Genomic DNA, 20,166 nt, shown 5'->3' on the forward strand with positions numbered 1-20,166 from the left:
GGCCCAGGAGGGCCCGAAGGAGGGGACGCAGCACCATGTCCAGGACCCTGAGGCCGATCACGGCGGCCATGGTGACGGCCGCCTGCGCCGCCGCGTTGCTGGTCGGGTGCGGCGGCCCGTCCGGCCCCGACCGCGGGGCGCGGGGCGCACCGGCCGCGCGCGGCGAGCAGGACATCAACGCCCGGCCCGTCGAGGCGCTGCGCGACGGAGGCGCACTGCGCGTACCGGTGGACGCGCTGCCCACCAATTACAACCCTGTCCAGGTCAACGGTGCCCGCGTGGTGACCTGGCAGCTGGCCGAGGCGATCCTGCCGAGCGCCTTCACGGAGGCGCCGAACGGCGAACACGCCCTGAACAAGGCGTTCTTCACCTCGGCCAGGCTGACCTCGACGTCGCCGCAGGTCATCACGTACACCCTCGCGGACCGGGCGGTCTGGAGCAACGGCCGGCCCCTCACCTGGGAGGACCTGCGCGGCCAGTGGCAGGCGCTGAGCGGCCGGGACACGGCGTACGAGGGGTACAGCGACGTCGGGTACGCGGACATCGTGTCGGTCGAGCGGGGCGCCTCGGACAAGGTGGCCGTGGTCACGCTGCGCAGGCCGTTCGCGGAGTGGCAGGGGCTGTTCCGCCCGCTGGTGCCCAAGGAGCTGACGGCGTCGGCGCGTTCCTTCAACAAGGGCTGGCTGGAGGCGCCGTCGGTCACCTCGGGTCCCTTCGCCGTCGAGCGGATCGACCGGACCGGGAAGACCGTCACGCTGCGGCGCAACGCCTCGTGGTGGGCGCGCCGGCCTCCTCTGGACCAGGTCGTGCTGCGGGTCCTCGACCCGGCCGCCCGCGCCGACGAGCTGGCCAACCGGGGCATCGACGTCTATCCCATCGGCGCGGACCTCGATCTGTTCACCCGGGCGCGGGACATGCCGGGGGTGGAGATCCGGCAGGCGCCCGAGCGGCTGGCCGGGCAGCTCACCTTCAACGGGGCCGCGGGCGCCCCGCTCGCCGAGGAGCCGCTGCGCCGGGCCGTCGCCCAGGCCGTGGACCCGAAAGCGATCACCGACGCGCTCGTCGGCCGGATCGTCCCCGGGGCGAAGCCCGTCGGCCATCACATTCTGCCGCCGGGCGACCCCGGCTACCGGGACAACTCCGCGACGCTGCCCTTCGACGCGGCGGCCGCCGGCCGGGAGCTCGACCGCCTGGGCTGGAAGCCGAACGGCCCCTACCGGGAGCGCGACGGCCGCAGGCTCTCCCTGCGGCTGATCGGTCAAGCCACGCCCGTGGGACGCACGGTCACCGGCCTCGTCACCGAGCAGCTGCGGGCCGTCGGCATCGAGGCGCGCACGCGGACCGTGCCGCTGGAGAACTTCTACGACGGGTACCTGCTGCCGGGGAACTTCGATCTCATCGCGTTCGAGTGGACGAAGTCGGCCTCGCCGTTCGCGCACGACCGGCCGGTGTTCCAGAAGCCGAAGGGCGACGACTTCGGCAGCAACTTCGGGCGGATCCATGTGCCCGGGATCGACGAGCTGTACGACCGGGGTCTGGCCGAGCTCGACGCCGGCAAGCGGCGCGAGATCGCGAACCGGATCGACGTACTGGCCTGGAAGCATGCGCACCACCTGCCGCTCTACGCCGGCTCCGGCGCGTACGCGGTCCGTGCGGAGCTCGCGAACTACGGGGCGCGGGGCCTGGGTTCGTACGGTTTCGAGAGCGCCGGGTTCCTGAAGTGAGGCGGGCGGTGAGCGCGACGGCCGTCCACCTGGCGCGACGGCTCGCCTGGCGGCTGGGGCTGTGTCTGGCCGCCACCCTCACCGCGTATCTGCTGGCCTCCCTCAGCTTCGACCCGCTCGCGGAGCTGAGGGGGCACCAGCCGCGGCCGCCGCAGGCCGTCATCGACGCGCGGGCGCACCGCCTGGGGCTCGACACTCCCCTGCCGGCGCGCTTCCTGGACTGGCTGGCCGGGGTGCCGCGGGGCGACTTCGGGGAGACGGTCGGCGGGCAGCGGGTCGCGGACGAGCTCTGGCGCCGCTGCGGCACCAGCGTCCGGCTGTTCCTCGCGGGGAGTCTGCTCGCGATGGCCGCCGGGGTGGTGGTCGGGGTGTGGAACGCGCTGCGCAGCGGCCGGGTGAGCGACGGGGTGTCGCTGGTCGGCTCGCTCGTGCTGCTCTCGGTGCCGGTGTTCGTCCTGGGGACGGTCCTGAAGATGGCCTGGTTGCCGGTCAACGAGGCCGCCGGTACCCAGCTGTTGTACTTCTCCGCCGAGACCACGCCCGGTGCGGACCTGACCGGGTGGGCGGCGGTCGGCGACCGGCTGCGGCATCTGGCGCTGCCGACGCTGGCCGTGGCGCTGCCGCAGGCCGCCTTCTACAGCCGCTACCAGCGGGCGGCGATGCTCGACGTGCTCGGCAGCGACTTCCTCCGGGCGGCGCGGGCGAAGGGCCTGCGGCGCGGGACCGCGGTGGTGCGGCACGGCGTCCGGATGGCGTTGATCCCGATGGTCACCCTGTTCTCGTTCACCTTCGGGCTGCATCTGACGGGCGGGGTGTTCACCGAGCGGATCTTCGGCTGGAACGGCATGGGCGACTGGCTGCTCACCGGAATTCACGAGCAGGACGCCACCGTCGTCGCCACGGTCACGCTCTTCATCGCCGTCCTCGTCGTTCTGGCGGGGTGGCTCGGCGACGCGCTGCTTGCCGTGCTGGATCCGCGGATACGGAGGGCGGCCTCGTGACCACGGCGAGATCGGCGCCGGCTTCGCCGCCGGTCTCCGTGCCGGCTTCCGTTCCGGCTTCCGTACCGGCCCGGCTGGTGCGCAGTCCGCTCGCGCTCTGCGGCGCGGTCCTGCTGCTGTTCCTGGCCGGCGCGGCGGTCGTGGGGCCGTGGCTGTGGCCGTACGACCACGTCACCCAGGACCCGGGCGCGGCCCTGCTGCCGCCGTCCGCCGACCACTGGCTCGGTACGGCGCGGCTCGGCGAGGACGTCCTCGCGCAGTGCCTGAGGGGGCTGCAGAAGTCCCTGGTCATCGGGCTGCTCGTGGCCGGGCTCTCCACGCTGCTCGCGACGCTGGTCGGGCTGACGGCGGGGTACGCCGGCGGAGGGGTCGACCGGTCCCTGATGTGGGGCGTGGACATGCTCCTGGTCCTGCCGTCGTTCCTGGTGGTCGCGGTGCTCTCGCCGGCGCTGCGGGAGCGGTCCTGGCTGTGGATGGTCCTGGTCATCGCCCTCTTCCAGTGGATGCTCACGGCGCGGGTCGTCCGCGCCCGCGCGGTGGGTCTGCGCCGGCGGGAGTTCGTGACGGCGGCCCGCTTCATGGGGGCGCCGGCGGGGTGGATCCTGCGCCGGCATCTCGTACCGCATCTGGTGCCGCTGCTGGTGATCGACTGCACGCTGCACGTCGGCGCGGCGATCCTCGGCGAGGCGGGCCTGAGCTACTTCGGCTTCGGGATCCAGCCACCCGATGTGTCGCTGGGGACGCTGCTGGCCGTGGGGAGCGGTTCGGCGCTGACGTATCCGTGGGTGTTCCTGGCCCCGGTCGGCTTCCTCGTGGTGACGGTGACGGCCGTGGGGCTGCTGGGTGAGGCGCTGCGGCGCGTACTGGACGGGGAGGACGGTCATGGCGGGTGAGGAGGGGGCGCGGCCGCTCCTGGAGGTGACGGATCTGTCGGTCACCTTCGCCTCGGGTGCGTCGGGCATCGCGGGTACGGGGCGCGGGCGGGCGGTGCACGGGGTGGATCTGACGCTCGGGCGGGGAGAGGCGCTCGCCGTCGTGGGCCCCTCGGGTTCCGGGAAGTCGGTGACGGCCTCGGCTCTGATCGGGCTGGTGCCCGGGCGGGCGGAGGTCCGCGGGTCGGTGCGGTTCGACGGGGCTGAGCTGCTGGGCCTGCCGGACCGTGAGATGTCCCGGATCCGCGGGAGGCGGATCGGCATGGTGTTCCAGGACCCGCTGGCGGCGCTGACCCCTGTGACGGCGGTGGGCCGGCAGATCGCCGAGGCGGTACGGATCCACGGGAGGGTGCCGCGCGCGGCGGCACGGGAGCGGGCCGTCCGTCTCCTCGACCAGGTCGGGATTCCCGAGGCGGCCCGGCGGGCGCGGGCGTTTCCGCACGAGTTCTCGGGAGGGATGCGGCAGCGCGTGGCCATCGCCATGGCGATCGCCGCCGGTCCCGAGCTGCTCATCGCCGACGAGCCGACGAGCGCCCTGGACACGACCGTCCAGGCACAGATCCTCGATCTGCTGGACGACCTGCGGGAGGAGAGCGGCTGCGCGCTGCTGCTGATCACCCACGACCTGGGGGTCGTGGCCCGGTCCTGCGACCGGGTGGCGGTCATGCGCGACGGCACGCTCACCGAGCACGGCGAGGTGCGGGCGCTGCTGTCGGGTGACCGGCCGGCCGGGCCGGGCCTGGGCCAACTCCTCGATTCCACACGCCGTATGGAACGACCGGCCGTCGCGGAGCCCGCTCATGAAGGCTCGATGGCCGGGGGGCACGTGGCGGAGCCGGGCGGCGTGCCCGTGCTGCGGGTCGAGGGGCTGAAGCGTCACTACGCGCCCCGCCGCGGGAACCGCGGGCGCCCATTGCCGGTCCGCGCCGTGGACGGGGTGAGTCTCACCGTCCGGGAGGGCCGGGCGCTCGCGCTGCTCGGGGAGTCGGGGTGCGGGAAGACCACCACGCTCCACGAGATCCTGCGGCTGCGTCCGCCCGCCGCCGGCCGGATCGAGGTGCTCGGCCACGACCTCGCCGCGCTGACTCCGCGTGCGCGACGGGAGTTGAGGCACCGGATGAGCGTGGTCTTCCAGGACCCCTCGGCCTCGCTGGACCCCCGCATGCGGGTCGGTGACATCGTCGCGGAGCCGCTCGCCCTGCGCGGCGCTCCGCCCGCCGAACGCGAGCGCAGGGTCGAGGAGTTGCTGCGCCGGGTGGAGCTGCCCGTGAGCGTCGCGCAGGTCCGGCCGGGCCGGCTGTCGGGCGGACAGCGCCAGCGCGTGGCCATCGCGCGGGCGCTGTCCACCGGGCCGGAGCTGATCCTGCTCGACGAGCCGGTGTCCGCTCTCGACGTTCCCCTGCGGGCCGGGGTGATGGACCTGCTCGACGGCCTGCGCGCGGACATGGGGCTCTCCTACGTCCTGGTGTCCCACGACATCCGTCTCGTGCGCCGCTCGGCCGACGACGTGGCCGTGATGTACCTCGGGCGGGTGGTGGAGAGCGGCCCGGCCGGCGACGTGCTCGGGCGGCCCCGGCACCCGTACACCCAGGCGCTCGTCGACGCCTCGCCCACGACCGATCCGGTGCGCGAGCGCGGCCGCGACCGGGTGGTGCTGCGCGGTGATCCGCCGTCCTCGACGGGCGGGGACGCCGGCTGCGCCTTCCGGAATCGCTGCCCCCTCTTCCCCTCGCTCTCCGCGCGGGTGCGGGAGTCATGCACCGGGGAGCAGCCGCTCCTGCGGGAGGCCGATCCGGGCGCCGCCCGATACGTCGCGTGCCACGGCGCCCTCCACAAGCGGCGCACTGCATTCCTTCATTGAAAATGATTGTCGTTGCGTACTAGGGTCGAACAGGCCCCGCAGCGTGGTGAGTCCGCGCCGGGTCCACCCCTACGAGAGGACCGGGAGTCCGCACATTCATGAGCACTCCGCTGTATCTCGCCCCACGACTCGAGCCCCGGCTCGCGTCCCTCCTCGAAGACACCGCGCTCCTCCACCGGCTCACGCGTGCGCTCGGCTCACCGCTGAACATCGTGCTGCCCGACCAGATCGCCGAGAACGTCGGCCGGTTCCAGGAGGTCTACGACAAGCACCGGCTCGCCGGCACCGTCTACTTCGCCCACAAGGCCAACCGCTCCAGCGCGCTCGTACGGCGCCTCGCCGCCACGCCCGCCCATATCGACATCGCTTCCTTGCGCGAGCTGCAGCACGCGCTCGGCTGCGGCTTCGCGCCGGAGCGCATCATGGCGACCGGCCCGAAGAGCCCCGAGTTCCTGTGGCTGGCCGCACGCAGCGGTGTCATCGTCAACGTCGACTCCGCCGGCGAACTCCGTACGCTCGCCGCTCTCGTCGAGGAGCACCGGCTCCCCGCCGTACGCGTCCTGCTCAGGCTGTCGGACTTCGACAGCACCGGGGTCACCGTGCTGAGCCGGCGCAGCCGCTTCGGCACACCGGCCTCCGCGGCCACCGGACTCCTCGACATCCTGGACAAGCACCGCGAGTCCCTCGACTTCCTGGGGGTCGCCTACCACCTGGACACCATCGGAGCGGCCGAGAAGGCCACCGCGTTCGAGGGCTGTCTGCGGGTGATGAACGAGTGCGCCGCCAGGGGACTTCGTCCCCGCGTGGTCGACATCGGCGGCGGCTTCGGCGTGGACTACCTCGCCGACGGCGCGCAGTGGGAGGCGTACACCTCGGAGCTGACCAACGCGGTGCTCGGCCGGCGGCCCGCGCTGACGTGGCAGGGGCACGGGTACGGGCTGCGCAACGAAGGCGGGACGCTGCGAGGCGCGCTCGGTCTCTACCCGGCCCATCGGCCCGTGTCCGGTCCGCGCTACTTCGACGAACTCCTCGCGACGCGCGGCCAGTCGCTGGGCCGCCCGCTGGCCACGCTGCTCCTGGAGAACCTCTACGACCTGCACATCGAGCCGGGCCGCGCCCTGGTCGACCAGTGCGGTGTCGCACTCGCCCGGGTCCTGGAGGTCCGCGACACTCCGGGCGGGGACTGTTTCGTACGTCTGGAGATGAACGCCTCCGACGTCAGCCTGGAGGAGCACGGCGTCCTCATGGACCCGGTGCTCGTGCCGCGGCCCGGCGCGCACGGGGAGGACGACAGCGGGCCGGTCGGCGTGTACCTGATCGGAAACCTCTGCCTGGAGGCGGACTTCCTCACCCGTCGGCAGGTCTTCCTGCCCCGGCGCCCGGCCGTCGGCGACCTGCTCGCCTTCGCCAACACCGCCGGCTACTTCATGGATTTCAGCGCCGACCACGCGCTGCACCAGCCCATCGCCCGCAAGGTCGCCGCCTACAGGGACGGCGACAGCTGGCAGTGGTGCCTCGACGAGAACTACTGGCCCATCACTTCCACGGGGGAAGACTGTTGAAGTACGACACCATCACCGATGCGATCGGCGATACTCCGCTCGTCCGCATAGCACCGGAGATTCACGGACTGCGTCATATCGATCTCTACGCCAAGCTGGAGATGCTCAACCCCTTCGGCTCCGTCAAGGACCGCGCGGCCTGGAACATGGTCCAGCCGCTGCTCGCGGCCGGCTCCGACCGGGACGGCGACGGCGCGGGCGCGGGCACGCGTACGGTCGTGGAGCTGTCCAGCGGCAACACCGCCAAGGCGCTCGCCGTCATCGCCGGCATGCACGGGCTGCCGTTCAAGAGCGTCACCAACCGGATGAAGGTCCCCGAGATCAAGGACCTGCTGCTGCTCCTGGGCGCGGAGATCGAGGAACTCCCCGGGCAGGCCGAGTGCCTGGACCCGACGAACACCGAGGATCCGCTCACCAAGATCCACCAGATGCTCTCCGCCGACGGCGAGAGCTACGTGCACACGGATCAGTACTACAACCCGCTGAACATCGAGGCCCACCAGGCGGCCACCGGCCCCGAGATCGTGAAGGACCTGGGCGGGCGGGCCCCGGACTACTTCGTGGCCGCGGTCGGTACGGCGGGCTCCTCGACCGGCACCGTCCGCGCCCTGCGTGGCCACGACCCGAACGTCGGCGTCATCGGCCTGGTCGCCCACAAGTCGGACTTCATCCCGGGCATCCGGAACATCGACGAGGTCCACGAGGTGGGCCTCTTCGACCCCGCCACGTACGACACGATCGAGTCCGTCTCCGCGGACGAGGCCATCGACGGCATGCTCACGCTCGTCCGCCGCTGCGGCATGCTCGCGGGCCCCACCGGTGGCGCCGCCTACTTCGGCGCGGTCCGCCATCTGCGGGGCATCGACGAGGAGTTGACCGGCGAGGAGCGCAGGACCGCCGTCTTCATCGTCTGCGACCGCGTCGAGAGCTATATGAGCTACGTACGGCAGCGGCGGCCCGAGCTCCTGCGGCAGCCCGCCCGCCGCAACTCCGTCGCCACGCTCACCAAGGCCGAACTCGCCGCCGCCACCACGATCGACGCCGCGGGGGCCCGGCGGTGGATCGACGAGGCACGGCCGCTCGTGGTCGACCTGCGGGGCGCCTTCGCCTTCGACGCGCTGCACATCCCCGGCTCGGTGAACATCGTGGACGAGATCTTCGCGGAACTCCTGTACGGCGGGCTGCCGTTCGGCCGCAGCCGGCCGGTGCTGCTCGCCTGTCCGGTCGGCGAGCAGTCCGTGCGCTACGCCGCGCTGCTGACCCGGATGGGCCACAGCGACGTGCGCAGTCTCGAGGGCGGCATCATCGCCTGGCGCGACGCCGGCGCTCCGCTGGTGAGGGACTGACATGACACTGCCTCTCGACACCATGTCCGCGCCCGCGCCGCCGCTCGCCGAGCTCGCCCCCTGGCAGGCTGAGTTGGGCGCCCAGTTCCCCATCGTCACAGGCCACCCCGACGTGCGGTACCTGGACAGCTCCGCCACCGCCCAGAAGCCGCAGGCCGTCCTCGACGCCGTGCACCGCTATCTGACCACCACCAACGCCAACGCCGGGCGGGGCACGTACCCGTGGGCGAACCGGACCACGGAGATCGTCGAACAGGCCAGGGAGCGGCTGAAGGCGTTCCTGCGCGACCCCTCGCCGCACCGGTCCACGGTGCACTTCACCAGCGGGACGACCGAGGGCCTGCGCACCGTCGCGCGCGACTGGCTCACCTCGTACCTGCGTGACGGCGACGAGATCGTCGTCCCGTTCGCCGACCACCAGGCCAACGCCGTGCCGTGGCTGGAGGCCCAGCGGCTGCTCGCCGAGCGCGGCGTGCGGATCGCCGTACGGGAGATGCCGTACGAGACGGACTCCCGCGACTACGACCAGGAGGCGCTGGCCCGACTGGTCACCGCCCGCACGCGGTTCGTGGCCGCCACCCATGTCCACCACGTCTACGGCGCCGACATGAACGTGCACCGCATCCGTGCCGTGGTCGGCCCCGATGTCGTCGTCTGCCTGGACGCGGCGCAGAGCATCGGGCACAAGCCCGTGGACCTGGGCGCCCTCGACGTCGACTTCGCCGTCTTCTCCGGCCACAAGGCGATGGCCCTGCCCGGCGTCGGCGCCGTCTGGGCCCGGGGGGCGCGCGGGCCCGCGTTCGAGCCGGGAGGGTGGAGCGGCAGCCCCAACACCAGCGGCGTCGTCAGCCTGCACGCCGCGCTGGACTGGCTCGAGGACGCGGGCCTGGAGCGGATCGAACAGTGGACCGTCGGGCTCGGCGTCCGCCTCACCGACGGGCTCAGCAGGCTCGGCTCGTACGAGGTCCTCGGCTGCCCGCTCAGCCTCACCGCCGAGTCCACGGTGCAGCGCCGCCAGGGCATCGTCACCTTCCGGCACCGCTCCATCGGCTCCAACGACCTGGGGTTCATCCTCGCCAGCCACGGGCTGATGGTCCGCGCGGACGGTCACTGCCAGGGGCACGCGGGCGAGAAGGACTCCTCGGTCCGGGTCAGCCTGCACGTCTACAACACCCCCGACGACATCGACCACCTGCTGGAGGTCCTCGCCGGCCTCGACCGGGAGAGCTGAGAGAACCGATGCGAGACGACAACGCCGACGACCAGGGCGGGGAGAAGGCCCCGGTCGTCATGGTCGACGTGTACGCGCCGACGCTGCGCCTGGCCCGTGCCTTCCAAGAGGAGGGCCACCCCGTGGTCCGGGTCCAGAGCACACCGGAGGTACCCCCGGTCTACCGGAGTTCCTTCCGCACCGAGGAGTTCGCCGACGACATCGTCCACTACGGCGCCTTCGAGACCACGCTGGCGGCGGTCGCCGCGCACCGGCCGGCCGCCGTGCTCACCGGCGGCGAGCTGGGGGTGGAGCTGGCCGACCGGCTCAGCGCCGCCCTCGGCCTCGCCACCAACGGCACCCGGCTCAGCGCCGCCCGCCGCCACAAGCACACCCAGATCGAGACGATCAAGGCGGCCGGACTGCCCGGCACCCGCCAGCACCTGGCCGTATCGGCACGGTACGCCGCCGACTGGCACCGCGAACTCGGCGGCCGGGCCGTCGTCAAGCCGGTCCGCAGCGCGGGCAACGATCACGTCAGCTTCTGCGCGAGTCCGGAGGAGACCGCCGCCGCCTACGAGAAGATCATGGCCGCGACGAACATCTTCTCCTTCCGCAACGAAGGCGTCGTGGTGCAGGAGCACCTGGAGGGCACCGAGTACGTCGTCAACACCGTGAGCCGCGACGGGCGTCACCGGTGCACCGACGTGTGGCGGTACATGAAGATCTCCGCCAACGGCGTCACCGACCGCATCAGCGCGGCGGTCTCCACGCACCCCGGCTCCGCCGAGCGCGCCCGGCTGGTCGAGTACGGCTTCGACGTGCTCGACGCCCTGGAGGTCCGGCACGGGCCCGCCCATCTGGAGATCATGCTCACGCCGGACGGGCCGCGTCTGGTCGAGGCGGGCATCCGGCTGTGCGGGGCGGACGCCGCGTACTTCGCCCGGCTGGCGGCCGGCGAGTCGCAGATCGAGCGGACCGTCGACGCCTATCTACGCCCGGAGCGTTTCCTCGCCACCGTCGGGGACGCGCACCGGGTGGAACGGCACGTCGCCATGGCCTATCTGACCTCTCCGGTCAGTGGCACGCTCGCCGGGTATCCGCTGCTGCCGCAGGTGGAGGCGCTGGAGAGCTTCCACAACGTGCACATCGCCGTCCCCGAGGGAGGGCGGCTCCCGCTGACGGTCGACGACACGACCGAGCCGATGATGATCGGCCTGGCGCACGCCTCGGAGCATGTGCTCGCCAGGGACCTCAACACCGTGCACTACCTGGACGGTGCGGGGTTCTACCGCCTGGCGGACCCGGGAGGCGCCGCGTGAGGCGGCCGCACGTCGTGGTCCTCCACCGGTGGCGGGCGGACTACGCGCACTACGACCGGTACGTCGACCACGAGGCGTACACGGTCACGTATGTCACCACCGAGGTCGGCGCGACGGCCGTGCCGGCCCCGGCGGCCGAGGTCGTCGTCGTGCCCGCCACCGACGACCTCGCGCGGATCCGCAAGGAGGTCGACGCTCTCGCCGCCCGCCACGGGGCCCCGCGTTCGGTGGTCGCGCTCAAGGAGGACGATCTCCTGGTGGCGGCCCAGGTGGCCCTGGAGTGGAACTGCCGCGGCAGACACCCCTCCGAGCTGCTGCCGTTCCGGGACAAGCAGCTGATGACGGCGGCCGTGGCGCGCGCGGGGCTCGCGGTGCAGCCGACGGCGCCGGCGCCGCACGCGGCGGCCGTGCGCGACTTCGCGCGTATCCACGGCTGGCCCGTCGTGGTCAAGCCGGTGGCGTCCAGCAGCAGTGAGGGGGTGGTCGTCGCGGCGGACGAACGGGACCTGGACACCGTGCCGTTCGCCGAGGACCGGCCACTGATCGCGCAGGCGCACAACCCCCATCCCGTCCACCACGTGGACGGCGTCTTCGACGGCCGCGAGCTGCTCTGCTGGAAGGCGTCCCGCTACCTCGACTCCTGTCTGGGCTTCCGGCACGGGTCCACCCTCGGCTCGGTCGAGGAGGACCGGGCCGAGGTCGTGGCGGCGGTCGGCGACTTCGCCCTCCGGGCGCTGCGCGCGCTGACCTCCTCCCCCACGCCCTTCCACCTGGAGGTGTTCGTGGACGCGCAGGCGCCGTCGGGTCCCCGCGTGACGTTCCTGGAGGTCGGTGCGCGCGTGGGCGGGGCGGAGATCCCGTACGTGTGGCGGGAGGTGCACGGGTACGACCTGATGGAGGCCGCGTTCCGGATCGCCCTGGGCGAGGAGCCGCCGCCCTGGGCGCCCGCGCCCCGGGCGGAGACCGCCGGGTGGCTGCTGGCGCCGGCCCCGGCGGCCCGCCCCTGCCGGATCACCGGCGTCATCCCCATGACGGGCCGCCGGCCCGGGCCGTACGCGGAGGAGCTGCTGCGCCCCGGCGACGTGCTGCCCGCCGCGGACGCGTACTACGAACACGTCGGGGGCCGGTTCCGCTTCCGCGGTCCGGACAGCGCGGCCGTCCAGGCCGCCGTCGAGGCGACCGCGCGCGATTTCCGGGTGACGGGTGAGACCTGCGAGACCGGCGCGGCCGGGGCGGGCGACGTGACCGGCGCGGCCGGCGCGGCCGGCGCGGCCGGCGCGGCCGGCGCGACCTCTGGAGGCACACGATGACGGGCATGGCCCAGTACGCGCGGCTGTGGCGGGTGCCGGGGGCTCCCCTGCTCCTGGTGGGCGGAGTCGTCGCCCGCCTCGGGCAGGGCGTCACGGTCCTCGCCTGGCTGCTCCTGGTGAAGGAGACCACCGGGGGGTTCAGCGAGGCGGGTCTGGTGGGCGCCACGATCTCGCTCGCCACGGCGGCTACGGCGCCCGTCGCCGGACGTCTCGCGGACCGCTACGGCGCGGGCCGGGTCCTGCCGCTGTACGCCGCGGCCTACGCCGCCCTCCAACTGGTGCTGCTCGCCGCGGTCCTGGCCCGGCTGCCGCTCGGCGTGCTGTGCGGCGTCGCCGCGCTCTCGGGCGCCGCGTTCCCCGCGATCAGCCCCGCCCTGCGGGCCGCGTGGACCACGCTGACCAACGAGGAGAGCGGGCGCGGCGGCGTGCGGCAGGCCGCCATGGCGGCCGAATCCACCCTGTTCGAGCTGGTCTTCGTCGTCGGGCCGCTGCTGTTCTCCGCCTTCATGCTCCTCGGCACCCCGCTCGGCGAGGCACTGGGCACCGGTGGCGGTACGGCGGGTCCCGCGGCCGCCCTGGTCTTCGCCTCGCTGTGCACCGGGTTCGGCACGTTCGTGGTGGCGCGGGGGCAGGCCATGCGGGCGCTGCCCTCGGGCGGTACGAAGGGGGCCCGCGGGATCGGTCCGCTGCGGGAACCCGCGTTGCGGATGCTGCTGCTGTGCGCGGCGGGCATCGCGTTCTCCTTCGGCGGTTCGCCCGTCGCCATCGCCGCGTACACCAAGGCGCACGACGGGGCCTCGGCGGAGAGCGTGACCGGGATCCTCATCGCCGTGTGGAGCATCGGCAGCGCGGCGGCGGGCCTGTGGTACGGCAGCCGTACCTTCCGCGGTTCCCTCGGCCGGCGCTTCCTGGCGCTGCTCGCCGCACTCGCCGCCGGGTACGCAGTATGGGCCCTGATGCCGAACTCGTACGCCCTCGGCGCCGTCCTCTTCGTCTCCGGCGCCGTCATAGCCCCGGCGCTGACGGTCGAGGCCGAGCTGGTCTCCCGGGTCGTGCCCGAACGCATGCTGAACGAGGCGTACACGTGGCTCACCACAGTCAACCTCTCCATGGCCGCGCTCGGCTCCGCGGTCACCGGTGTCGTCGTCGACCGGCCGGACGGCCACATGTGGGGCTTCCTCGCGGCCGCCGCGGCGACCGCCGTCGCGGCCGTGGTCGCCGCGACGGGCACGCTCGAAGCGCCCGCCTCCCCCGAACCGGCACCTACTGCACCGCCTGCAGCGCCTGCACCGCCCGCACCAACCGCACGAACCGCACGAACCGCACGAACCGCACGAACAGCAAGGACGCACCATGGCACGGAAAGTGACGGCTGACCCGGCCCGTCTCTGGGTGGACCGCTGGGAACGCCAGCAGGAGCTCTACGCGACCGCCCGCGAGGAACGCTTCCACGTCGTCGGGGACGTGGTCGCCCACAGCACACGCGGGACGCGGCGTCCCGTCGTCGCCGATCTCGGCTGCGGACCCGGCTCGCTCGCCGCCCGGCTGGCGGCCCGGCTCCCCCACGCCCGCGTCCTGGCGGTCGACCACGACCCGCTGCTGCTGGCCCTGGGGAGTGCGGTGCACGGGGAGGCGGTCCGGTTCGTCGACGCTCCGATCGGCGCCGGGCCCTGGGCGGCGGCGCTGTCCGCCGTCGGCCCGCTGGACGCCGTGGTCTCCACGACGGCGCTGCACTATCTGCCCGTGGACGTCCTGGCCACGGTGTACGAGGAGGTCCACGAGCTGCTGCGGCCCGGTGGGGTGCTCGTCAACGCCGATCATCTCTTCCCCGAGGACGACGAGATCGGACGGCTCGCCGCCGCGGTGGCCTCGGGCCACGACGCACGCCGCGGAAGCCGGCCGCCCGAGGACTGGCGGGGATGGTGGGCGGGCCTGGCCGCCGACGGCCGGTTCGGGGAGCTCCTCGCCGAGCGGGAGGTCCGTGGCCTGGACCTCGGCAGCGACAACGGCCTGACGGCGCAGCAGCACACGGAGCTGATGCGCAAGGCGGGCTTCGGGGCGGTGGGGTGCGTCTGGCGGTACGGGCACAGCTGCGTCCTCACCGCGGTCCGCACGCGCGGCACCCCGTAGAAGGCGCCCCGGGAGTCGCAGTGGCGTGACGCCGGATCTCTCAGGAATGATCCGGATATGAGCGAAAAGCCTGTTGTCGTCGGTGTGGACGGTTCCGAGCACAGCCAGCGGGCCCTGGAGTGGGCTCTGAGCGCGGCGCAGGACCTCGACACCCCTCTCCTCGTCGCCCATGTGCGCTCCGAGGCCTTCCAGCTCGGGGCCGCGCGCATCGCCTCCCTCGGCGAGGTCCCCGAGATCCCGGACGCCGTGGTGGACGGCGTCCGCGCCTGGATGGAGGAGCGGGGCCTGACCGTGCCCGTACGGTACGAGTCGCTCGACGGCACCGTGACCGACGCCCTGCTCGGCGTGGCCAGGGCCGGTCGGATGCTGGTCGTCGGCTCGCGCGGGCGGGGCGGCTTCAAGAGCCTGCTGCTCGGCTCCACCAGCCGGGCGCTCGCCTCCTCCGTGCCGTGCCCGGTGGTCGTCGTTCCGCACGAGGCGAGGGCGGCGTCGCTGGAGAGCGGAACGGAGGCGGGCCGGATCCTGGTCGGTCTCCACCCGGAGGAGACCGCCGACGAGGTCCTCGACTTCGCGTTCGAGGCCGCGGCGCAGCGGGGCGTGGCCCTGGAGGTGGTGACCGCCTACCGGCTGCCGCCCTCGCCGGTCATGCTCGCGAGTCCGCCCGCGCCGATGCTGCAGGTGCCGCCGCTCATGCCCGCGGACGACACCACCGATCTCGTACGGGACACGACGCAACGGCAGGAGGAGCGTCTGCGGCCGTTCACCGAGCGACATCCGGACGTCGAGGTCGTCTCCGACGTCGTCCCGTCGGACGCGGCGGGGCAGCTCGTCGAGGGCTCCCGGGAGGCCGGGCTCGTCGTGGTGGGCCGTCATCGCCGGCACCGGATCGAGTCGCTCCTCATCGGGTCGGTCGCCCATGCGGTTCTGCACCACGCGCACTGCCCGGTCGCGGTCGTTCCGCATCCCGCCGCCTGAGCCTCGACGTGCGCTGTGGCGCTGTCGAAGCGATTCGACAGATTGACCCAACGCCTGGACACCCGCGAAGCCTCCGAGATACGGTCTAGCTGTTCAGAGCCCTTCTCATCCAGAGCTGTAGAAATCGAAGCGCTTCACAGGATCGGGAGTGTGGATGGTCACCCTTGCCGAGGTAGCCCGGCACGCCGGGGTGTCGGCCAGCACGGTGAGCTACGTCCTCAGCGGCAAGCGGTCCATCTCCGCCGTCACCCGGCAGCGGTCCGCGACAGCATCGAGCGCCTCGGCTACCACCCGCACGCCGGGGCCGCGCGCTGGCCAGCAGCAGGTCCCGCATCATCGCCCTGATGGTGCCGCTGCGCACGGACATGTACGTGCCCGTGATGATGGAGATCGCCATCGCGATCCCAGCGGAAGTCCGACCACTGGTAGGCGCGCATCCAGAAGCAGTCGAAGTGGAAGACGGAGAGCGGAATGTCCCGCTCGGCCATGCCGTCGACGAAGGAGGCGACGGTCGCCTCGTCGTAGGGCGTGGTGCGGGACGTGGTCAGCCGCAGGCCGAACGACCAGGCCGTTCTTGACGATCGGGGTGAAGCGTTCGCCGAGTCCGTAGACGTTCTCCCCGACGCCCAGGGCGAGTTGGGCCATCATGTGGTGGGTTCCGTCGCCGGTGGTGACGAAGCGGTGCCCTTGCGTCCTGTCGAGGTCAGGGCGCGGCCGTCGGCGCCCAGGAACTCCAGCGCCCAGGGCGCGGAGCGGTCGAGGCGCAGGGTGAGCGGGCCGCTCGTCAGCTCGGTGACCGGGCCCTCACGGCGAACGGCGGCGGTTCCCGTGCCCTCCCCGGGCAGCGCGAAGTCCGGCCCGCGGTGGGCCTTTCCCGCGTGGTGGGTGAGGCGGACGCCGATCACGCCCTCGGCGGGCGAGAAGCATTCCACCGTGATGAGGGCGGAGTTGAGGGTGTCACCCCGCGTCTCGACCCGTTTGACGGACGCGTACGCCGTGAAGTGGTCGGTGCCGGGCTGCAGATCGCGTACCTCGGTGGCGTACGAGGCGTGAACACCCTCGCGCATCAGCCAGAAGCCGTCGGTGAACTTCATCGTGGTCCTCGAGAAGGGGGGTGCGAAGGGGGGCGGGTCAGGCGAGGAGGCTCGGGGCGGCCCGGTCCAGGACGCCGGCGATCCGGTGCCAGGTCTCCTCGTCGCGGGCGACCGGGGGGAGCGTCTCGCCGTCTCCGGTACCCCAGGCGGTGGCGAGCGCGACCGGGTCCTCGCCGGTCGCGGCGGACGCGGCGAGGGCGGCGGCGCCGAGGGCGACGAGTTCGCTCGCGGCCGGGACGACCAGGGGCCGGCCGGAGAGGCGGCGGACGGTGTCGGTCCAGGCGCGGCCCTGCGCGCCGCCGCCGATCAGGCGCAGGGGGCGCTCGCGTACCTCCTTGTCGGAGGGGTCGAGGCCGCAGGCGGTGAGGAGTTCGTCGAGGGCGCGCAGGACGGTGAAGGCGGCGCCCTCGTAGGCAGCGCCGAGGATCGCGCGGGGAGTGGTGGTGTGGCGCAGGCCGGTGAGCAGGCCGGTTGCGTGCGGCAGGTCGGGGGTGCGTTCGCCGTCGAGGTAGGGCAGGACGACCAGGCCGTCGCCCGGGGCGGTGTCCTCGCGGTCGAGGCCGAGGAGCGCCGCGAACCTGTCGACGGCCAGTGTGCAGTTGAGGGTGCAGCCGAGGGGCAGGTACGTGCCGTCGGCCGCGGCGAATCCGGCGAGGCCGGGTGCGGCGGGGCGGGTGCGGGTGGCGGCGAAGACGGTGCCCGAGGTGCCGAGGCTGACGACGGGGTGGTCGAGCAGTCCGGCGCCGCCCAGGCCGAGGCCGACGGCGGCCGCCATGTTGTCCCCCGTGCCGGCGGCGACGGCGACGCCGGCCGGGAGGGCGAGGGCGCGGGCGGCGGCCGGGGTGAGGGTGCCGACGCGGGTGGCCCCGCTCGGGGCGACGACGGGCAGGAGGTCCGGGTCCAGGGCGAGGAGCCGGAGGATCTCCGGGTCGTAGGCGGAGGTCGCCGTGGAGTACCAGCAGGTGCCGGAGGCGTCCCCGGGGTCGGTGGCGGCGACGCCGGACAGGCGCTGGGTCAGGAAGTCGTGGGGCAGCCGGACGGCCGCCGCGGAGGCGGCGACGGCGGGTTCGTGGGTGCGCAGCCACTGCCACTTGGCGGCGGTCATGGAGGCGACGGGCAGGGAGCCGGTCCGGGCGAGCCAGGGGTCGGGGCCGCCGAGGGCGGCGGTGAGCTCGGCGGCCTGGGGCGCGGAGCGGGTGTCGTTCCAGAGGAGGGCGGGGCGCAGCGGGCGGCCGGCGGCGTCGAGGACGACCAGGCCGTGCTGCTGTCCGGCGACGGCGATGCCGGTGACGGCCGAGGGGGGCACGTCCGCGGCGGCGAGGCCGGCGGCGACGGCCTCGCGGAGCGCGGACCACCACTGCTCGGGGTCGCTCTCCCGGGCGCCGTCCGTCCCGGTCACGGTGTGCGGGGCGCGGCCGACGGCGAGCAGGGCGCCGGTGGCCGCGTGCACGACGGCCGCCTTGGTCGACTGGGTGGAGCTGTCCACGCCGATCACGACCGGGGGCGCGGGGGGCGTCGCCGCCATGGGGCCTCACCTTTCCTCGGGCTTCGGCCGGTGCTCGTCCGGCCGCGGCTCTGGCGCGGTGTCGCACCGTGCCGTATTAGTTATCTCAGAAAACAAATACGGCGACCAGACCTCGCCGCATCTCGATTTCCCCCGCGAACGGCAACAAGAGGGACAGACCATGTCGGAACGCTTCTCCCCCACCCCCGAGGACCGGTTCACCTTCGGCCTGTGGACCGTCGGCTGGCAGGGCCGTGACCCCTTCGGCGAGGCCACCCGGCCCGCGCTCGACCCGGTCGAGTCGGTCGAGCGGCTGGCCGGGCTCGGGGCGTACGGCGTGACCTTCCACGACGACGACCTCATCCCCTTCGGGGCTCCCGACGGTGAGCGCGAGGCCGTGGTCAAGCGCTTCCGGACCGCCCTGGAGCGCACCGGCCTGAAGGTGCCGATGGCCACGACGAACCTCTTCACCCACCCCGTCTTCAAGGACGGCGCCTTCACCGCCAACGACCGCGACGTGCGCCGCTACGCGCTGCGCAAGACGATCCGCAACATCGACCTCGCCGTCGAGCTCGGCGCCGGCACCTATGTGGCCTGGGGCGGCCGCGAGGGCGCCGAGTCGGGCGCGGCCAAGGACGTGCGGGTGGCCCTGGACCGGATGAAGGAGGCCTTCGACCTGCTCGGCCAGTACGTCACCGAGCAGGGCTACGACCTGCGCTTCGCCATCGAGCCGAAGCCGAACGAGCCGCGCGGCGACATCCTCCTGCCGACGATCGGCCACGCGCTGGCGTTCATCGAGCGCCTGGAGCGGCCCGAACTGGTGGGCGTGAACCCGGAGACGGGCCACGAGCAGATGGCCGGGCTCAACTTCCCGCACGGGATCGCCCAGGCGCTGTGGGCGGGCAAGCTCTTCCACATCGACCTCAACGGGCAGTCGGGCATCAAGTACGACCAGGACTTCCGGTTCGGCGCCGGGGATCTGCGCCAGGCGTTCTGGCTGGTGGACCTCCTGGAGACGGCCGGCTACGAGGGGCCGCGCCACTTCGACTTCAAGCCGGTGCGCACGGACGGCTTCGACGGGGTGTGGGAGTCCGCGAAGAACTGTATGCGCAACTATCTGATCCTCAAGGAGCGCGCCGCCGCCTTCCGCGCCGACCCGGAAGTCCAGGAGGCCCTGACCGCCTCCCGCCTCCCCGAACTCGCCGTCCCCACGGCCGCCGACGGCCTGGCCGGTCTGCTCGCGGACACCGGAGCGTACGAGGAGTTCGACGTGACGGCGGCGGCCGAGCGGTCGATGGCCTTCGAGCGCCTGGACCAGCTGGCCCTGGAGCATCTGCTCGCCGTCCGCTGAACCCCCGGCCGTGACACGGCGCGGCGCCCCGGACCGGGGCGCCGCGCCGCTTTCGTATCGATGCGCCCAAGCAATCCAGCAAGCGCTTTCTAAGAATCCTGCGCGAAGCGTTGACGAAACATCGACACCCCCCTAGCTTCAAGCGCGTTGCACTTCGTACGTCATATATGAGACGCGATACATGAGATCTGAGAGTGCGTCATGACCTTCGCCCCCAGTCCCATCCCGTCCCGCACCCAGTACGTCCTGGAGGCGATCAAACACGACATACTCACCGGCGGCCTCAGCCCCGGACAGGCCCTGGTCGAGACCGAACTCGCCGCCCGTTTCGGAGTGTCGAAGACCCCGGTGCGCGAAGCGCTCAAGACGCTGGCCGGCAGCGGTCTCGTGGTGATGAGCCAGTACAAGGGGGCCACGGTCCGCATGGTCGACGCCGACATGGCGCGGGCCGTCTACGACGTACGGCTGCTCCTGGAGCCGGAGGCGGTCCGCCGTACCGTCGCCTCCGCCGCGGCGCTCGACGAGGCGCACGAGGCGCTGCGGCGGGCCGCAGCGGCCGCCGACCCGGCCGAACGCTCCCTGGCCAACCGGGACTTCCACCGGGCGCTGTATCTGCCCTGCGGCAATCCGCTGCTCGGCCGGATGCTCGACGAGGTCCGCGACCAGGCGGCCCTGGTCTCCACCGTGGCCTGGGCGGCGACACCGTCCTGGGAGCGCGAGGCGGCCGAGCACGAACAGATCCTGCGGCTCGCCGCCGCGGGCGACTCCGCCGGCGCGGGCCTCGCCGTGCACGACCACATCGCGTCCTTCGTCCGACGCGCCTTCCCCGAAGACGGTGAGTGAC

General features: G+C 73.0%; 15 protein-coding genes and 2 pseudogenes. 15 read left to right on the plus strand and 2 right to left on the minus strand.

Features of this window, described 5'->3' with window-relative positions:
* Nucleotides 1–35: 35 nt before the first annotated feature.
* The 13 genes and pseudogenes from FDM97_RS18475 to FDM97_RS18535 form a co-directional block, all read left to right on the plus strand.
* A complete protein-coding gene (locus FDM97_RS18475) occupies nt 36–1,724 on the plus strand; it encodes an ABC transporter family substrate-binding protein (protein ID WP_137991502.1) in 1,689 nt (562 codons plus the stop codon).
* Between the two features lie 8 nt (nt 1,725–1,732).
* Nucleotides 1,733–2,725: an ABC transporter permease gene (locus tag FDM97_RS18480; protein WP_137991503.1), complete on the plus strand. Its 993-nt coding sequence runs from the start codon at nt 1,733–1,735 to the stop codon at nt 2,723–2,725.
* Nucleotides 2,722–3,618: an ABC transporter permease gene (locus FDM97_RS18485; protein ID WP_254705654.1), complete on the plus strand. Its 897-nt coding sequence runs from the start codon at nt 2,722–2,724 to the stop codon at nt 3,616–3,618. Before FDM97_RS18480 ends, FDM97_RS18485 begins: the two co-directional genes overlap by 4 nt.
* Nucleotides 3,608–5,518, plus strand: coding sequence for a dipeptide ABC transporter ATP-binding protein (locus FDM97_RS18490; RefSeq protein WP_137991504.1), 1,911 nt, complete (start codon nt 3,608–3,610; stop codon nt 5,516–5,518). Before FDM97_RS18485 ends, FDM97_RS18490 begins: the two co-directional genes overlap by 11 nt.
* A 98-nt stretch (nt 5,519–5,616) precedes the next feature.
* The gene (locus FDM97_RS18495; RefSeq protein ID WP_137991505.1) at nt 5,617–7,080 is read left to right on the plus strand and encodes a Y4yA family PLP-dependent enzyme; all 1,464 of its coding nucleotides are present in this window, start codon (nt 5,617–5,619) and stop codon (nt 7,078–7,080) included.
* Nucleotides 7,077–8,426 carry a pyridoxal-phosphate dependent enzyme gene (locus FDM97_RS18500; RefSeq protein ID WP_137991506.1) on the plus strand — a complete coding sequence of 450 codons (1,350 nt, stop codon included), beginning with the start codon at nt 7,077–7,079 and terminating at the stop codon, nt 8,424–8,426. Before FDM97_RS18495 ends, FDM97_RS18500 begins: the two co-directional genes overlap by 4 nt.
* Before the next feature lies 1 nt (nt 8,427).
* On the plus strand, nt 8,428–9,657 hold the full coding sequence (locus tag FDM97_RS18505) for an aminotransferase class V-fold PLP-dependent enzyme (protein ID WP_432816227.1): 1,230 nt from the start codon (nt 8,428–8,430) through the stop codon (nt 9,655–9,657).
* Nucleotides 9,658–9,665: 8 nt separating this feature from the next.
* Nucleotides 9,666–10,958, plus strand: coding sequence for an ATP-grasp domain-containing protein (locus FDM97_RS18510; protein WP_217510246.1), 1,293 nt, complete (start codon nt 9,666–9,668; stop codon nt 10,956–10,958).
* Complete coding sequence (locus tag FDM97_RS18515) at nt 10,955–12,268, plus strand: ATP-grasp domain-containing protein (RefSeq protein ID WP_175439160.1); 1,314 nt, start codon at nt 10,955–10,957, stop codon at nt 12,266–12,268. Before FDM97_RS18510 ends, FDM97_RS18515 begins: the two co-directional genes overlap by 4 nt.
* A gap of 5 nt (nt 12,269–12,273) precedes the next feature.
* Nucleotides 12,274–13,644, plus strand: coding sequence for an MFS transporter (locus FDM97_RS18520; protein ID WP_254705655.1), 1,371 nt, complete (start codon nt 12,274–12,276; stop codon nt 13,642–13,644).
* Entirely contained in the window at nt 13,622–14,398 is a 777-nt protein-coding gene (locus FDM97_RS18525) for a class I SAM-dependent methyltransferase (protein WP_137991508.1), read from the plus strand. The genes FDM97_RS18520 and FDM97_RS18525 overlap by 23 nt, the downstream gene beginning before the upstream one ends.
* Before the next feature lie 57 nt (nt 14,399–14,455).
* Nucleotides 14,456–15,373: a universal stress protein gene (locus FDM97_RS18530; protein ID WP_137991509.1), complete on the plus strand. Its 918-nt coding sequence runs from the start codon at nt 14,456–14,458 to the stop codon at nt 15,371–15,373.
* 154 nt (nt 15,374–15,527) lie between these two features.
* A pseudogene (locus tag FDM97_RS18535) lies at nt 15,528–15,792 on the plus strand (LacI family DNA-binding transcriptional regulator); the annotation flags it as partial.
* Here FDM97_RS18535 and FDM97_RS18540 read toward each other — a convergent pair.
* Nucleotides 15,775–16,467, minus strand: a pseudogene (locus FDM97_RS18540) (TIM-barrel domain-containing protein); the annotation flags it as partial. The pseudogenes FDM97_RS18535 and FDM97_RS18540 overlap by 18 nt on opposite strands.
* Before the next feature lie 37 nt (nt 16,468–16,504).
* The gene (xylB, locus tag FDM97_RS18545) at nt 16,505–17,992 is read right to left on the minus strand and encodes a xylulokinase (RefSeq protein WP_137991510.1); all 1,488 of its coding nucleotides are present in this window, start codon (nt 17,990–17,992) and stop codon (nt 16,505–16,507) included.
* A gap of 160 nt (nt 17,993–18,152) precedes the next feature.
* Between xylB and xylA the strand changes: the two genes are divergently transcribed.
* Both xylA and FDM97_RS18555 read left to right on the plus strand, forming a co-directional pair.
* Nucleotides 18,153–19,322, plus strand: a complete 1,170-nt coding sequence (gene xylA, locus FDM97_RS18550; RefSeq protein ID WP_137991511.1) for a xylose isomerase — start codon at nt 18,153–18,155, stop codon at nt 19,320–19,322.
* A gap of 201 nt (nt 19,323–19,523) precedes the next feature.
* Entirely contained in the window at nt 19,524–20,165 is a 642-nt protein-coding gene (locus FDM97_RS18555) for a GntR family transcriptional regulator (RefSeq protein ID WP_137991512.1), read from the plus strand.
* Nucleotide 20,166: the final 1 nt, after the last annotated feature.

Origin of the sequence: Streptomyces vilmorinianum, from assembly GCF_005517195.1 — a bacterium.
Taxonomy (GTDB): Bacteria; Actinomycetota; Actinomycetes; order Streptomycetales; family Streptomycetaceae; genus Streptomyces; species Streptomyces vilmorinianum.